This window comes from Actinokineospora baliensis, from assembly GCF_016907695.1.
GTDB classification, from domain to species: domain Bacteria; phylum Actinomycetota; class Actinomycetes; order Mycobacteriales; family Pseudonocardiaceae; genus Actinokineospora; species Actinokineospora baliensis.
In genome coordinates this window covers 3872614-3888551 of sequence record NZ_JAFBCK010000001.1, presented here as the reverse complement: position 1 = coordinate 3888551, position 15938 = coordinate 3872614, and the positions used below count along the sequence as shown (strand labels likewise).

At 70.9% G+C, this 15938-nt stretch carries 15 protein-coding genes; 9 read left to right on the top strand and 6 right to left on the bottom strand.

The window, feature by feature from the left end:
• Positions 1–116: 116 nt before the first annotated feature.
• The 5 genes from hpaE to hpaD form a co-directional block, all read right to left on the bottom strand.
• Positions 117–1616 (bottom strand): 5-carboxymethyl-2-hydroxymuconate semialdehyde dehydrogenase, encoded by a 1500-nt coding sequence (hpaE, locus tag JOD54_RS18165; protein ID WP_204451670.1) that lies wholly within the window; start codon positions 1614–1616, stop codon positions 117–119.
• Positions 1617–1657: 41 nt separating this feature from the next.
• Complete coding sequence (gene dapA, locus JOD54_RS18160) at positions 1658–2584, bottom strand: 4-hydroxy-tetrahydrodipicolinate synthase (protein ID WP_204451669.1); 927 nt, start codon at positions 2582–2584, stop codon at positions 1658–1660.
• 64 nt (positions 2585–2648) lie between these two features.
• The gene (locus JOD54_RS18155; protein ID WP_204451668.1) at positions 2649–3305 is read right to left on the bottom strand and encodes a GntR family transcriptional regulator; all 657 of its coding nucleotides are present in this window, start codon (positions 3303–3305) and stop codon (positions 2649–2651) included.
• Positions 3302–4699 carry a fumarylacetoacetate hydrolase family protein gene (locus tag JOD54_RS18150; RefSeq protein WP_204451667.1) on the bottom strand — a complete coding sequence of 466 codons (1398 nt, stop codon included), beginning with the start codon at positions 4697–4699 and terminating at the stop codon, positions 3302–3304. The genes JOD54_RS18155 and JOD54_RS18150 overlap by 4 nt, the downstream gene beginning before the upstream one ends.
• A complete protein-coding gene (hpaD, locus tag JOD54_RS18145) occupies positions 4696–5562 on the bottom strand; it encodes a 3,4-dihydroxyphenylacetate 2,3-dioxygenase (protein ID WP_239573421.1) in 867 nt (288 codons plus the stop codon). Before hpaD ends, JOD54_RS18150 begins: the two co-directional genes overlap by 4 nt.
• 264 nt (positions 5563–5826) lie before the next feature.
• Between hpaD and JOD54_RS18140 the strand changes: the two genes are divergently transcribed.
• From JOD54_RS18140 to JOD54_RS18110, 7 genes are all read left to right on the top strand, one after another.
• Positions 5827–6792, top strand: a complete 966-nt coding sequence (locus tag JOD54_RS18140) for an AraC-like ligand-binding domain-containing protein (protein ID WP_204451665.1) — start codon at positions 5827–5829, stop codon at positions 6790–6792.
• A gap of 99 nt (positions 6793–6891) precedes the next feature.
• The gene (locus tag JOD54_RS18135; protein WP_204451664.1) at positions 6892–7269 is read left to right on the top strand and encodes a hypothetical protein; all 378 of its coding nucleotides are present in this window, start codon (positions 6892–6894) and stop codon (positions 7267–7269) included.
• A 15-nt stretch (positions 7270–7284) separates the two neighbouring features.
• Positions 7285–7818: a DUF3558 domain-containing protein gene (locus JOD54_RS18130; RefSeq protein WP_204451663.1), complete on the top strand. Its 534-nt coding sequence runs from the start codon at positions 7285–7287 to the stop codon at positions 7816–7818.
• A gap of 157 nt (positions 7819–7975) precedes the next feature.
• Positions 7976–9427, top strand: coding sequence for an aldehyde dehydrogenase family protein (locus tag JOD54_RS18125; protein WP_204451662.1), 1452 nt, complete (start codon positions 7976–7978; stop codon positions 9425–9427).
• Complete coding sequence (locus JOD54_RS18120; protein WP_204451661.1) at positions 9424–10851, top strand: aldehyde dehydrogenase family protein; 1428 nt, start codon at positions 9424–9426, stop codon at positions 10849–10851. Before JOD54_RS18125 ends, JOD54_RS18120 begins: the two co-directional genes overlap by 4 nt.
• A 37-nt stretch (positions 10852–10888) precedes the next feature.
• Positions 10889–11278: an effector-associated constant component EACC1 gene (locus JOD54_RS18115; protein ID WP_204451660.1), complete on the top strand. Its 390-nt coding sequence runs from the start codon at positions 10889–10891 to the stop codon at positions 11276–11278.
• An 18-nt stretch (positions 11279–11296) separates the two neighbouring features.
• A complete protein-coding gene (locus JOD54_RS18110; RefSeq protein WP_204451659.1) occupies positions 11297–13216 on the top strand; it encodes a caspase family protein in 1920 nt (639 codons plus the stop codon).
• Position 13217: 1 nt separating this feature from the next.
• Here JOD54_RS18110 and JOD54_RS18105 read toward each other — a convergent pair whose 3' ends face one another.
• Entirely contained in the window at positions 13218–13883 is a 666-nt protein-coding gene (locus tag JOD54_RS18105; protein ID WP_204451658.1) for a L,D-transpeptidase family protein, read from the bottom strand.
• Between the two features lie 198 nt (positions 13884–14081).
• On the opposite strand from JOD54_RS18105, the gene JOD54_RS18100 reads away from it, so the two are divergent.
• Together JOD54_RS18100 and JOD54_RS18095 are read left to right on the top strand one after the other, a co-directional pair.
• Complete coding sequence (locus tag JOD54_RS18100; protein WP_204451657.1) at positions 14082–14849, top strand: MBL fold metallo-hydrolase; 768 nt, start codon at positions 14082–14084, stop codon at positions 14847–14849.
• Positions 14850–14869: 20 nt separating this feature from the next.
• A complete protein-coding gene (locus JOD54_RS18095; RefSeq protein WP_204451656.1) occupies positions 14870–15415 on the top strand; it encodes a dihydrofolate reductase family protein in 546 nt (181 codons plus the stop codon).
• The last annotated feature ends 523 nt before the right edge of the window (positions 15416–15938 follow it).

The following is a 15938-nucleotide window of genomic DNA, read 5'->3' as shown; positions in this document are numbered from 1 at the left end:
GCCCGCTCACCGGTTTCCGGCACGTCGAAGGTCACTAGTGCGCCGCCGGACAACGAATGTTCGCCCGGCGCCAACCTCGTGACCCGGTCCGGGACCGGGTCACGAGGCCCGCCCCACTACTTGCCGAACTGGGGGGTGTGCAGGTCCCCGACCGCCACGTGGATGGCGCGCACGTCGCTGTAGAAGTCGATGCTGTGCACGCCGCCCTCCTGGCCGACGCCGCTGGCCTTGATGCCGCCGAACGGGGTGCGCAGGTCGCGCACGTTGTGCGAGTTGATCCAGACCATGCCCGACTGCACGGCGCGGGCGACCCGGTGGCCGCGCTGCAGGTCGCTGGTCCACACGTACCCGGCGAGGCCGTACTTGGTGGCGTTGGCCAGCTCGACGGCCTCCTCCTCGGTGTCGAACGGCGTCACGCCGACCACGGGGCCGAAGATCTCCTCCTGGAAGATCGTGGCGTCCGGGCGCACGTCGGCGAACACGGTGGGCTGCAGGAAGTTGCCCTCCGGCAGGCCATCGGGGCGCACGCCACCGGCGACGAGGCGGGACTCCCGCTTGCCGATCTCGACGTACTCCAGCACCCGGGCGTAGTGCTCGGGGTGGATCAGCGCGCCGACCTCGGTGGCCGGGTCGGACGGCAGGCCGACCTTGACCGCGGCGGCGCGGGCGCCCAGCGCCTCGACGAAGCGGTCGTAGATCTCGCGCTGGACCAGGACCCGGGAGCTGGCGGTGCAGCGCTCGCCGTTGAGGGAGAACACGCCGAACACCGCGGCGTCGACGGCCCGGTCGAAGTCGGCGTCGGCGAAGACCACGCACGGCGACTTGCCGCCGAGCTCCATCGACACCTCCTTCAGGTTGTCGGCCGAGGAGCGCATGATGATCTGGCCGGTGCCGCTCTCGCCGGTGAAGGAGATGCGCGGGACGTCGGGGTGCGCGACCAGCGCGGCGCCCGCCTGCTCGCCGATGCCGTGCACCAGGTTGAACACGCCGTCGGGCACGCCTGCCTCGGCCATGATCTCCGGCAGCAGGCTCGCCGACAGCGGCGACCACTCGGCGGGCTTGAGCACCACGGTGCAGCCGGAGGCCAGGCTGGGGGCCAGCTTCCAGGTCTCGAGCATGAACGGGGTGTTCCACGGGGTGATCAGGCCGGCGACACCGGCAGGCTGGCGCACCGAGTAGTTGACCTGCTTGTCGCCGACGACGTAGGCCTCGTCGTGGATGGCGACGATGACGTCGGCGAAGTAGCGGAAGTTCTCCGCGGCGCGGTGCGCCTGGCCGCGGGCCTGGGTGATCGGCAGGCCGGTGTCGAAGCACTCCAGCTCGGCGAGGCGCTCGGCGCGGACCTCGATGCCGTCGGCGATCTTGTTCAGGATCTTGGCGCGCTCGCGGGCGCTCAGCCGCGGCCACGGGCCGTCGGTGAAGGCGCGCTTGGCCGCGGCGACGGCCAGGTCGATGTCGGCGGCGTCACCGGCGGCCACGCGGCCGTAGACCTCGTTGGTCACCGGGTCGGCGACCGGGAACGTCGCACCGTCCACACTGGACGCCGGCTTGCCGTCGATGAAGTGCCGCAGGTCGCTTGGCAGGTCGACGGGGCGGGGAACAGCCTGCTCGGCCATGGTTGCTCCTAGGTGGAATCAGCTCGGGGTCGGCTCAACGGTCAGAGGGAGGGGCGGACGAGCAGGTGCTCGGCCTGGGCGCGCAGCGCGGTGATGCGCTCCAGGCCCTTGGGGGTCGGCTCGATCAGCGGCGCGCGGACGAAACCGCTCTCGATGAGGCCGAGGTCCTTGAGGATGTGCTTGGCGGGCGCCGGGTTGGTCTCGACGAACAGCAGCTCCACCAGCGGCGCCAACTGGTAGTGCAGGTCGATGGCGCCGTCGTGGTCACCGGCGACGTAGAGCTCGTACATCTTGGCGACCGCGGCCGGGGCGATGTTGGCCAGCGCGCTGACGAAGCCGATGCCGCCGATGGCCAGCAGCGGCAGGCAGAGCAGCTCGATGCCCGACCACATCAGGAAGTCGCGGCCGCACTTGTGCAGCACGTGCGAGAAGTGCTCGAAGTCCTTGGTGGTCTCCTTGATGCCCACGATGTTGTCGTGGCTGCGACGCAGGGTCGCCACGGTCTCCGGCGCGATGTCCACCGCGGTGCGCGAGGGCACGTTGTAGATCACGATCGGCTGGTCGGGGAACTCCCGCGCCACGGTGCCGTACCAGGCGATCAGGCCGTCCTGGGTGGGGCGGCTGTAGTACGGGGTGATGACCAGGGCGAGGTCGGCGCCGAGCTTGTGCGCGGCCTCGGTGATCTCCAGGGTCTCCTCGAGCTTGGTGGAGCCGGTGCCGGGCAGGAACGGCACCCGGTCGTCGATCTCCTCGGCAACGGCCTTCATCGCGGCGATCCGCTCGGCGACGCTCTGCGCGCTGGGCTCGCCGGTGGAGCCGCCGATGGAGATGCCGTGCGAGCCGGACTCGAGCTGCCAGCGCACGAGCCTGCGCAGGCCCTCGGTGTCCACCGCGCCATCGGCGGTGAACGGGGTGACCACCGGGGCGATCGACCCCTTGATCAGCGACGGGGTGGCGCGGAACTTCATTTCGTCTCCAACTGTAGACATTCGCGGACGTGCGGGGAGAGCATCGCCCGGTCGGGCGCGAGCGCTACCGCCACGACACCGTGGACACGGCGCTGACGGTGTTGAGCTTGTGCTGGCGGGCGAACGCCTCGACCTCGGCGGCGGGCGCCCCGGTGCGCAGCAGGCGCAGCAGCTCGTCGTGCTCGTCCACCGACTCCCTGGCCCGGCCGGGCACGATGGCGAAGGTGGAGCGGCGCAGCACGTCGAGCAGGTTCCACTCCCGGGTGATCAGGTCGCGCAGGTGCGGGTTCGCGCAACCGCCGCACAGCAGCAGGTGGAACTCGCGGTTGAGCCGGGTGAAGCCCAGCGGGTCGAACTCGGCCAGCGTGGCGCGCATCCGGTCGTTGAGGGTCGCCGCGCGGGTCAGCGCGGCGGGGGTGAACCGCGCGGTGGCCATCGCGTGGCCCTCCAGCAGCGCCAGCGTGTGCATGGCGTGCCGGTACTGGTCCGGGTCGACCCCCGCGACCTGGGCGCCGACGTTGCGCTCGAAGACCACCCAGCCCTCGGCCTCCAGCCGCCGCACCGCCTCGCGCACCGGGACGGCGCTGACGCCGAGGTCGCGGGCGATGCGGTCGAACACCAGCCGGGTGCCCGGGCCGTACCAGCCGTCCACGATGCGCTGCTTGAGCGTCTCGTAGGCGTACTGGGTCTTGGAGCGGCCGTCCAGCGCCGGGGTGGTCATTCGCCGTCCCAGCGGTCGTAGGCTTCCCGCCACTTCGGACCCAGCGGGTAGAGGCCGTCGACGGACTCGCCCTCGTCGACCCTGGCCAGGATGAACTTCTCCTGGCGCTCCATCTCCAGCGCGTCCGCGGCGACCTCGTCGACGATGGCGGGCGGGATCAGGATGACGCCCTCGCCGTCGCCGACCAGCACGTCACCGGGGCGCACCAGCACACCGGCGCAGGCCACGTCCACACCGATCTCCCACGGCACGTGCTTGCGGCCCAGGACCGCGGCGTGCGCACCGGCCGAGTAGGTCGGGATCTCCAACTCGCGGAAGGACGGGCTGTCGCGCAGGCACCCGTCGGTGACGATGCCGACCGCGCCGCGACGCGCCGCGCGCAGGGCGAGGATGTCGCCGATGGTGCCCGCGCCGTGCTCGTCGCGGCAGTCGATGACCAGGACCTGGCCGTCGCCGATCGCCTCGACGGCGCGCTTCTGCGCGTTCATGCCGCCGCCGCGCTCGTCGAACATGTCCTCCCGCAACGGCAGGTAGCGAAGCGTGTGCGCTGTGCCGACCATGCGCAGGTCGGGGCGCGCGGGGGCGAGTCCGGTGAGGAACGTGTGGTTCAGACCGCGCTTGCGCAACTGACTCGACAGCGTCGCGGTGGACACCGCCTTGAGCGCCGCCTCGGTCTCGGGCCTGATCGCGGGAACGTCCTTGCCGTAAGCGATCGAGCGGTCCGTCGGGGTCACCTGCGGCCGCGCGCCCGGCTTGGGCAGCTCGGCCTCGGCCTCGACGACGGTGTTGACCAGGCGCTCGGTGTCGCCGATGGCCACCTCGACGACGTCACCCGGCTCGACGACGGTGGCGCCGGTGGGGGTGCCGCACAGGATGATGTCGTCGACCTCGAGGGTGATGGTGCGGGTCAGGTCGGCGATCAGGTAGGCGAAGTCGAACAGCAGGTCGTCGACCTTGGCCTCCTGCACCAGCACGCCGTTGACCCAGGTGCGCAGGGTCAGGTCGGCGGTGCGCGGGTCCAGCAGGACCGGACCGACGGGGGTGTAGCCGTCGGCGCCCTTGCTGCGCAGGTTGGAGCCGCGGTCGGCGTAGCGCAGGTCGTGCACGCCGAAGTCGTTGGCCGCCGCGACGCCCTTGACGTAGTCCAACGCCTGCGAACGGCTCACGTTCTTGGCCCGCTTGCCGATGACGACGGCGATCTCGCCCTCGAAGGCCGAGAGCACGGTGCCCTTGGGGCGGACCAGGTCGGCGCCCGAGTGCGACAGCGACGACGGCGGCTTGACGAAGTAGGACGGCTCCTCGGGGAAGCGACCCCGCTCGGCGGCGCGGCTGCGGTAGTTCAGGTGCACCGCGATGATCTTCGACGGCTGGAGACCCAGCGGGTGCGCGCTCACGCCGGGACCGGGAAGTCGACGATGACCTGGCCGGTGCCGCTGCTGGGGAAGTAGTCGCACAGCTGCTCACCTCTCCCGCTGTAGTCCTTCCAGCCGAGCAGGCCGAACATCATGGCGGTGTCGGCCATCGCCGCCTCGCCGGTGCAGCGCGCGTTGTAGGTCGGCAGCGTCTCCAGGAACTCCGCGATCCGGCCGTCCCGCCACTGGTCGAGCACGACCCGGTCGGCCTGCTCGTTGAACGGGTTGGAGATCTTGTTGAGGTACTGCGAGGAGATCTCGTTGGTGGGGAACTGGTGCGAGAGGCTGCCGGAGGCCAGGAACGCGACCTTGCGGTCGGAGCGCTTGATGGCGCGCAGCATGGCCTCGCCGACGCGGCGGTTCTCGTCGATGGTGGAGTAGATGTTGCAGCCGATCGGCAGCACCTTGAGCGGCTGGGCGCCCTCGGTGTTCTCCGGCCGGTTCATGAAGTGCATCGGCACCAGCGTCGCGTACTCCAGGCCCAGGTCCTTGACGTCGTGGACCATCGCTTTCTGTCCACCGGCGTTGATCTCCTCGCCGATGAGCGCGGCCAGGTCGGGCGCGCCGTCGTAGTCGTACTCCAGGTCGGCGATGAAGTGCGGCAGCTCGTGCGAGGCGTAGCTGCCCGCGTGCCGCGCCTTGCCGTTGACGTGGAAGGACATGCTGTTCATCCAGTGCGAGTCGGCCACCAGGAAGGTGTCGGCACCGCGCTCGCGGGCACGGCGGCCGACCTCGGCCAACCCCAGCTCCGCGGGCCTGCGGATGCCGTGGTTCTTGCCGGGCTGGATGGACAACCAGATCGACGGGACGTGCGTGATCTTGGCTGCCAGGACCAGCTCACCCATGGTGACCTCCTCCATCGGACTTCGTCGTCGAAATCATGTAGCCGATCGCATATGATTTCGGCTCCGGTGGCGGCGCGTGCCGCCGATGGGAACAGGTGTACCCAGGTTTGGCGTTGGGTGGTTGGTACGGCGTGCACAGCGGTTGTCCCGGAGCGCATCACGTGTTGCGGGTCGGACTCGGTGCGGGGCCGACCCTTGACGGGACCGGGGCGCGGGGCAGAGTGTTCCCAGTCACGCAGTGTCACTCTGGCAAGGAGGTCAGCGTTGACGTATTCGGTGACGACGGCGGGCGCGCCTGCGGCGCAGCAGTTCGACCTGTGGGAGTCCGCGGTGTCGCAGACGTTCGTGCCGCTGGAGGCCGCCCCGGGTGAGCGCGCGGCCTTCCGCGGTCGGCTGCGCGGGCAGAACCTGGGCAGCGTCGCCGTGTACGAGGCCACCGCCGACGCGCACACCGTCCGCCGCACGCAGCGCGCGATCGCCAGGGCCAACCCGGAGATGTACAAGCTGGGCCTGCAGCTGCACGGCACCGCGCGGCTGTCGCAGGACGGCCGCCAAGCCGCCCTCGACCCCGGCGACTTCGCCATCTACGACACGACCAGGCCCTACACCCTGGCCTTCGACGACGTGTCGTCCACTTTGGTCTTGATGTTCCCCCGCGACATGCTGTGCCTGCCGTCCGGCCACGTGGAACAGCTCACCGCCACCCGCTTCTCCGGCGGCTCCGGCGTCTCGGGCATCGTGTCGTCCATCCTGGTCCAGCTCGCCCGCAACCTCGACGACCCGCAGGTCTACGGCAGCGTCCGCCTCGCCCGCAACGTCGTCGACCTCCTCGGCACCGCCCTCGCCGACCGCGTCGACTACTCGGGCGTGCCCGCCGAGTCCACTCGAGGCGCACTGCTGGTCAAGATCAAGTCCTATGTGGAGACCCACCTCAACGACCCGGCCCTGTCCCCCACCGAGATCGCCGCGGCCCACCACATCTCCACCCGCTACCTCCACAAGCTCTTCAGCGACGCGGGCGTCACCGTGTCCGGCTGGATCCGCCAACGCCGCCTCGAGCGCTGCGGCCAAGACCTCGCCGACCCCTCGAAGCAGCAATTGGCCATCGGAGCCATCGGCGCCCGCTGGGGCCTGGTCGACGCCTCCTACCTCAGCCGCGCCTTCAAGACCGAATACGGCCTCAGCCCCTCCGAATACCGCCAACGCAGCGCCACCCACCGCGCCGACTGAGCCCCCGCGTTCACACCGCGTACCCCAATCGCGCCATTGCGTAGTTGCCCGCCGGGCATCGTTGCTAGGGTCGCCCCGGGAGCACACCAGGGGAGCACGATGCACGACAACGAAGGCGGCGTGGCGGGCGCCATCGGAGCGCAGATGGGCGAGTTCGCCTCAGCCGCCGCCCGAGGCGGCTTCGCCGTCAACGAACACGGCGGCACAGCCCTGCTGAAAGCCATCGCCAACCTCATCGAGTGGATCGACGAGCAGCAGGTGGAGTTGCGCCTGCTCACTCGGGTCGCCCAGCTGGGGAGCTCGAACAACGCGGAGATCATGAAGCCCTACCTGCAACAGGTCGCGACCGACGACCGGGGCTTCATCACGCAGTTGCTGCAGCTACGCGCCTCCCTCACCCAGGGCGAGGAGGCCATCCGCCAAGCCATGGCAAACTATCAACAGGTTGATCAGCAGGCTGCGCGCGGACTGAACTGAAGGGGTCTCTGGACTGTGAGGCGATCGCTCCTGCTCGTGCCCGTCGCCGGACTGGTCCTGCTCACGGGGTGCACCGAGCAGACTGCGGGGACGCCCGAGCCAGGAGTACCCACTACGCAGACCTCCGGACCATCGCGTCCGACCAAGCCCACCTCGACTGAACCCAACCCGATCGACCCCTGCGACCTGCTGACCGAGTCCGCGGCCAAGGAGATCGGCGTCACGGGCGACCCCAAGCCGAGGACGATCACCGGCGCGACGGCGTGCAGTTGGCGGGTGCGCAAGGAGTCGTCGGCGGACAGCTACACGCTCGACGTCGCGTACATACCGGGACTCGGGCTCAAGGACCTCCGCAGCCAGACCACAGACGTCCAGGTCGGCACGCATAAGGCCGCCCAGGGGATCGATGAGGACAACCTGGGCTGTGTGGTGAGCCTCCAGCTCACCGAGACATCGCGGATCGACGTGGTCGCGGCGGGTACCGATCCCGCGAAGCTGTGTGCGCCCGCCCTCGCTGCGGCGAAGCTCGTGGAGCCCGAGCTTCCCTAGGCGCACCCCTCCCCCGAGGCGGTCCCCACGCGGGGGCCGCCTCGATGTCGTCGGGCGCAGGTGGTCAACGGGCATGCGCTGGGGAGCAATCGGGATGGTGGGGTGGCGTTCGAGACTGGGGGTCGCGTTCGTCCATGGCGGCAAGGAAGGGGAGCCGATGCGCACCGAGGGGCTTTACATCGACGGGGAGTGGGTGCGCCCGACGGGAGCCGGGGAGTTCGTGAGCCTGGACCCCGCCAGCGGGGAGCCGATCGCGACCCTGGTGGACGCCGGGGCGGCGGAGGTCGACGCGGCGGTGGCGGCGGCTCGGGCGGCGCTGCCGGTGTGGGGGCGGGTTCCGGCGACCGAGCGGGCGCGGATCCTGTGGAAGATCGCGGACCTGCTCGAGGCGCACGGCGACGAGATCGCGGCGCTGGAGACGTTGGACCAGGGGCAGCCGCTGGGGGTGGCGAAGGCGGTCAGCGTGACCGGCGCCGTCGAGCACTTCCGGTACTTCGCGGGCTTCGCGACCAAGATCGACGGCGCGGTCCGGAACGTCTCGTTCCCGGACACGCTGCAGTTCGACAAGCGGGAGCCGGTGGGCGTGTGCGCGCTGATCGCCCCGTGGAACTTCCCCCTGATGATCATGACCTGGAAGCTGGCGCCCGCGCTGGCGTGCGGCAACACCGTGGTGCTCAAGCCCGCGGAGCAGACCTCGCTGACCGCCGCCTTCCTGACCCGGCTGTGTGCCGAGGCCGGGGTCCCCGCTGGCGTGGTCAACCTGATCACCGGCGGCCCCGAGGCCGGTAAGGCCCTCGTCCGCCACCCCGGCGTCGACAAGGTCTCCTTCACCGGGTCGACTGCGGTCGGCAAGGACATCGTCGCCGCGTCGGCCAACGACCTTAAGAGGGTCACCCTCGAGCTCGGCGGTAAAACCCCCACGGTCATCGCCAAGGACGCGAACATCGATGCCGCCGTGGCCGGTGCCGTGGCGGGGGGCCTGCTCAACAGCGGGCAGGTTTGCGCGGCATTCGCGCGCCTCTATGTGGACAAGAACCGCGTGGACGAGTTCGCCACGAAGCTGGGCAAGGCCGTTGACGGTCTTAAGATCGGGCCGGGCAGTGCCGCCGACACCCAGCTCGGCCCTCTTGTCACGGCCGAGCACCTCGCCAAGGTCGACTCTTACGTGCGCGGTGGCGTCACCGCCGGTGCGCAGCTGGTCGCTGGCGGCTCGCGCGGCGAAGGTGACCTCGCGAAGGGCAACTTCTACCACCCCACCGTCTTCGCCGGGGTCTCCGACGACATGGCGATCGTGCGCGAGGAGATCTTCGGCCCGGTCCTCACCGTCCTGGACTACGACGGCGAGGAGGAGCTGCTCTACCGCGTCAACGACTCCCCCTACGGCCTCGCGGCCTCCGTGTGGACCGATGACGTGCGCACCGCGCACCGGCTCGCCGACGGCATCCGCGCGGGCGCTGTCTTCGTGAACATGCCCTGCATCCCCGACGCCGCCGCGCCCTGGGGCGGTTTCAAGTCCAGCGGGTGGGGTCGCGAGATGGGGCCCTACGCGATCGAGGCGTACACCGAGATCAAGGGCGTCTGGATGCACTACGGCCAGGCGGGCCAGTGAGCACCCCCTATTGGGTCGCGGGCAAGCCCCGCACCTCGAACTCCCCGGTGACCGTGCGCAGCCCATATGACGCCGCGGTCACCGGGGTCACCAGCAACGCCACCGCCGAGGACATCGAGGAGGCGGTGGCCGCCGCGGCCGCCGCCCGCGACGAGGTCGCGGCGCTGCCCGCGCACGTGCGCGCGGACGCTCTCGACCACGTGTCTCGGCGGCTGCAGGAGCGGCTGGAGGAGGTCGCCGCGCTGATCACCGGCGAGTCGGGCAAGCCGATCACCTGGGCGCGCACCGAGGTGACCCGCGCGGTCGCCACGTTCCGCTGGGGCGCCGAGGAGGCCCGCCGGTTCTCCGGCACCGTGCAGCGGCTCGACACCGAGCCCGGCTCCGAGGACCGGGTGGCCCTGGTCCGCCAGGTGCCGCGCGGTCCGGTGCTGGGCATCACCCCGTTCAACTTCCCGGTGAACCTGGTCGCGCACAAGCTGGCCCCGGCGATCGCCGCGGGCTGCCCGGTGATCATCAAGCCCGCGCCTGCCACCCCGCTGTCGGCGTTGCTGCTCGGTGAACTGCTCGCTGAGACGGACCTGCCGCCGGGCGCCTGGTCGGTGCTGCCGATGACCAACGCCCAGATCGCGGACATGGTCGGCGACCCGAGGCTGCCGGTCATCTCGTTCACCGGTTCCGACGCGGTGGGCTGGCGGATCAACGACGCCAACCCGCGCAAGCACGTGCTGCTCGAACTCGGCGGCAACGCGCCGGTCATCATCGCCCCGGACTGGACCGACGTCGACGGCGCCGCGGCCAGGATCGCCGCGTTCGGCACGCACCAGGCGGGCCAGTCGTGCGTGTCGGTGCAGCGGGTCTACGCGCACACCGACGTCTACGACGAGTTCGTGCCCGCCCTGGTCAAGCACGTGCGGAGCCTGCCGACCGGCGACCCGGCGCACCCGGTGACCCATGTCGGCCCGCTGATCAACGCCGACGCCGCGCGCCGGGTCAGCGACTGGGTCGCCGACGCGGTGACCAGGGGCGCCACGCTGCTCACCGGGGGCAGGACCGACGGCAACGCCATCGACCCGGTCGTGCTCTCCGACGTGCCCGAGGGGTGCGCCGTGGTCACCGAGGAGGTCTTCGGCCCGGTCATCGTCGTCGAACGCGTCCCCTCCGTCGACGCCGCCATCGCCTCGGCCAACCGCTCCCGCTACGGCCTCCAAGCGGGCGTGTTCACCCACGACCTGCGGGTCGCCGCACACGCCACCGCCAAGCTCCAGGTCGGCGGCGTGGTGATCGGCGACGTGCCGACCTACCGGGCCGACCAGATGCCCTACGGCGGCATCAAGGACTCGGGCGTCGGCCGCGAAGGCGTGCAGTCGGCGATGCTGGACCTCACCGAGCCCAAGGTCATGGTGCTCACCGAGTTCGCGACCTGACCGGTGGCGGGGGCCGCGCCCCCGCTACCGTTGGCCAATGAAGTCGATCTCGGTGCGCGTGCACGGGGCTGATCCGGCCGAGGCCGACGGCCTGACCCGGCAGTTGCGGTCGGAGCTGCTCGACCTCGACGTCGACGCGGTCGACTTCGGGGGTGACGAGGCCCCTCCGGCGCACAGCAAGGGCGTGGACCCCGGCGTGGTGACCACGCTGGTGGTCGCGATCAGCTCCTCCCCCGTGCTGGTGGAACTCGCCCGCGCGGTGCGGGACTGGATCACCCGCGCCTCCGACCGCACCCTCACCATCACCGCCGAGGACGGCCGCACCCTGGAGATCACCGGCGCCCGCGCCCGCAAAGACCAGCGGCTGATCGAATCCTTCCTCACCGCGGGCGACAAGCCGACCACGCCGCCGGAGCTCACGCCGTAGCCGGTACGGTCACCGGCCATGGGTCGGTACGCGCTGATCGTCGCCAATGACGCCTACCAGGACAGCGGGCTGCGGGAGCTGCGGGCGCCCAGGCAGGACGCCGATCAGTTGGCCGGGGTGTTGGGGGATCCGGACATCGGTGGGTTCTCGGTCCGGACGCTGCACAACGAGAGCGCGGCGGACACCAACGAGGCCATCGAGGACTTCTTCGCCGACCGCGCCCCCGATGACCTGTTGCTGCTCTACTTCTCCGGCCACGGCGTCAAGGACGAGAGCGGCGACCTGTACTTCGCCACCACCGGCACCAAGCTCAACCGGCTCGGCGCGACCGCCGTCGCGGCCAACTTCGTGCGGCGGTTGATGGGCCGCACCCGGGCGCGCCGGGTCGTGCTGCTGTTGGACTGCTGCTACGCGGGCGCCTTCGGCCGGGGCATGGTGGCCCGCGCTGGGACGTCGATGGCGTTGGAGGAGCAGTTCCAGGGCCGCGGCCGCGCGGTGATCACGGCGTCGAGCGCGATGGAGTACGCCTTCGAGGGCCAGGAACTCACCGACACGGCGGCGGGCGCGCCATCGGTGTTCACCAGCGCGCTGGTCGAGGGCTTGCGCACCGGCGACGCCGACCGCGACCAAGACGGCCGGGTCGGCCTGGACGAGCTCTACGAGTACGTCTACGACAAGGTCCGCGCCGCCACCCCGAACCAGACCCCGGGCAAGTGGGTCTTCGACCTGCAGGGCGACCTGTACATCGCCCGCCGCGGCCGCCCGGTGTCGGTGCCGTCGGAGTTGCCGCTGGAACTGCGGGAAGCGGTGCTGCACCCGAACCGGTCGGTTCGAGCCGCCGCGGTCGACGACCTGGCCCGGCTGCTGACCGGCGGCCACGAGGGCTTGGCCCTGGCCGCCCACCTGGCCTTGGACTCCCTCGTCGAGGACGACAGCCGCACCGTGGCCGCCGCCGCGACCCAGGCGTTGGCCGCTGTCCAGCCCGAAGCTCCTGCGGCTGGGAGCACGGCTCCACCCCTGGATCATGAGCCTCCACCCGAACCTGCCAACGATGACACCGCACAGGAGGAATGGGTCCTCAAAGGGCCAGAGGCCACCCGCGAACCAGTCGACCGAATCGTGTGGCGGGTCATCGGTGCCGTGCTCGCCGCCGCCGCCGCCGTTGTGCTGGCGATGATTCCCGGCGACATAGACCAACTCGCTCCTGTGCTCACCCAGGTGACCTCGCCGCTTTCCTTCTCCTTCATCGTTGTCGGCCCTGTGGCGATCTGGCTGCTGGCCGGGACGTTGGTGGGCTTGATCGCCGTTCGCGAGGAGCGCGCGCAGGAACTGCTTCTCGGCACCGGTTTCGCCTTTGCGGCGGTGATCATCGCGTTCACCACCAGGTTCGCCGTCGTGGACCCGACTCTGCCCGGCCGGGTCCTCACCTACGGCCTGTTCGGTGCTCTGGTCGCGCTGCTGGTCTACAGCGGGATGCACGGGCCCGCCTGGTACTGGGTGCTCGCAGCCGGTGTAGGCGGTGTGCTCACGCTCCTCATGCTCTACCGGAGCGATTCCTGGGATGACCTTCTGCCGGGGGCGGCGATTCTGATCGCGGTGGCGACGTCCGATCTGATCGTCCGCGCCCGCGACCGCGAACCCGTGTTCCGAACCGCCGCCTTCCAGCTGCTGCTGATCACCAACGCCTGCGTCAGCTTCACCCAGGAGACCAACGACTGGCCGGTGTACGCGGTCGCCGCGACCGTCGCCCTCGCGGCACAGCCCCTGCTCAACGGACGTCTCGCCGTGCGGACCGCGCGGGTGGGTGCGGTGGCCGCGACGCTGCTGTTGATCCAGCCGCCGTTGTTCTCGCGGGAGGTCACCCTGTCGATCGTCCACATCGCGATCGCCGTGGCGGCCGCGGTGGTGGCGTTGTGGCCGGAGCGGGTGCGGGGCTGAGTCAGGCGACGCCGATGTTGATTACGGGGTGGGCGGCGGGGTCCAGCCAGTTGAACACCGTCTCCATGAGGGGCGCGGAGAGGCTGACGCAGCCCGCTGTGGGCTGGTTGGTGCTCACGTGCAGGAAGAACGCGGAGCCCGCGCCCTTGACGACCGGGGAGCGGTTGTAGTCCATGACCACGGCCCGGTCGTAGGCGCGGCCGACCTTGCCCAGGTTCTCCCCCGCCGCCTCGTTGAACGGGCAACTGCCTGGGGCGCAGCGGTACGGGGTGTTGTACTGGGCCGCGTTCACGTCCGACACCCACCAGTCGGAGGTGTCGACCTGGCGGTAGGGCAGGCGGCTGCCGACGGGGGGCTTGTGGCCGAAGGACTCGGTGAGCGCCCACACCCCGGCCGGGGTCTTCGTGCTGCCCTCGCTGGCCTGCCCGACCCCGCCGGAGCCCACGTACGCCTTGAGCGGGCCGATCTGGGCGGTCCAGCCGGTCGCGGTGCGCTTCCAGGCGACCAGGGTCGCGGTGGTCGCGGTTGGGCTCGCGGCGACCACGGTGATCACCTGGTTGGCGTCACCGGAGTAGGGCAGCGGCAGCGTCCCGGCCGCGGCCGAGGCCGTCGCGGGGGCGGTGAACAGCCCCAGCACCGCCAACAGGACAACCCAGCGCACCCGCATCGCACGTCTCCCCTGGTCGACTCACCTGAAGTCCACTATGGACCCACACGGGCCGACCAGCACGCCGGACCCGCGGCCGCCACCCCCAGTTGGTGACGATCACCTCGGGCGAGGTTAGCGAGCGCGGCCGTTCGGGGGCTGCCCGGGGGTGCGGGCCGGGTGTGATCATGGGGTCTCCCACGACCTGGCGGTGACAGCGTGACCACGGTGACCCACATCGGCGGCCCGACGACCCTGATCGAAGTGGACGGCTGGCGGCTGCTGACCGACCCGACGTTCGACCCGCCGGGAGCCCGCTACGGGTTCGGCTGGGGCATCTCGTCGGTGAAGCTCGCCGGGCCCGCCCGCTCCCCCGCCGACCTCGGCCCGCTCGACGCCGTCCTGCTCACCCACGACCACCACGGCGACAACCTGGACATCGCGGGGCGCGCGATGCTGCCGTCGGTGCCCCGGCTGGTCACGACGGTCGCGGGCGCGCGCAGGCTGGGTACCGGCACCGGGTTGGCGCCGTGGGCGGAGACGGTCCTCGAAGCACCGGGCAAGCCGCCGCTGCGGATCACCGCCACCCCAGCCAGGCACGGTCCGGCGTTGTCGCGCCCGGTCGTCGGCGAGGTCACCGGTTTCGCCGTGGGCACCAGCACCGGCACGCTGTGGATCTCCGGCGACACCGTCCCGTTCGCTGGCACCGACCAGGTCGTCGACCGGCTGTCGGTGGACGTCGCCGTCCTGCACCTGGGCGGCGTGCGGTTCCCGCTGACCGGCCCGCTGCGCTACACCATGACCGGCGCCGAAGCGGTGGCCCTGTGCGCGGCGCTCAAGCCCCGGGTGGCGATCCCCGTCCACTACGAGGGCTGGTCCCACTTCCACGACGGCCGAGGCGAGGTCGAAGCTGCCCTGTCGAACGCCCCGGCGGAGGTCCGCGACCGGTTCCGCTGGCTCGCTCCCGGCGCGCCGACACCGGTGTGAGCGGTCGGTACGCTGGGCCGATGGGTCTCCTGCGCTACTCGATCAACCTCACCCTCGACGGCTGCTACGACCACAACGCGGTGGACCCGGACGAGGAGTCGCACCGGTACGCCGCCGAAACCCTGGCCCGCGCCGACGCCCTGCTGTTCGGCCGCGTGATCTACCAGATGATGGAATCGGCGTGGCGGCCCCCAGCGGAGCCGGGCACCAAACCGGAGTGGACGGAGCCCTTCGCCCAAGCCATCAGCGCCGCCAAGAAGTACGTCGTGTCGTCCACGTTGGAGCAGGTCGACTGGAACGCCGAACTCGTACGCGGCGACCTGGGCGAAGCTGTTGAGCGGCTCAAGGGGGACCACGACGAGGTGTACGTGGGCGGCGTGATGCTGCCGATGGCGTTGGCGGAGCTCGGGCTGATCGACGAGTACGAGTTCCTGGTGCACCCCAGGGTGGCGGGCTACGGACCGACGCTGTTCGCGGGCCTGTCCCGGCCCCTCGACCTGACGCCGGTGGGCCGCCGCGAGTTCACTTCGGGCATGGTCGCGACCCGGTACGAACCGCGCCGGTAGTCACCAGGCACCACACGAGCGGCTCTGGGGGCAGTGGCCCCGCCTGCGGTGGCCGAACAACGCCGTTAGCACTGGCTGGCCGTCAGCCGATTGAGCGTTGCGCGGGCGCACCACGCCGGCGGTGGACTCTCCTGCGGGTGACCGGAAGCTCGCCACCGCAACCGCTCGCGGCAGCCCAGCCTGTGAGCTCACAAACCAAAACGGAGACCCTCCCCGCGAGCCACAACCCCCACCACTCCACTGGGGGGCGTCCCCGGGGCCAGTCTATCGGGAGTGCGGGTGCGGGCGGGGGGTGGCGAAAAACTGTGGATGGCGGAGGGGGTTGTGGACACCGCGAAACGGCGGGTCGGGCTGGCAACGCGGCGGAAACACGAGAGCGGCTAGGGCCAGTGGGGGTCGGCAGAACTCCTGCGGGCAACCAGAGGCGCATCTCGGGGCTTGGTGGCCAAGCATGGCTTGCGCGCCACCACGACGGCAGCGCGGCGCATCACGCGGGCGATGGGCTCTACCGCGGCACCCGAAG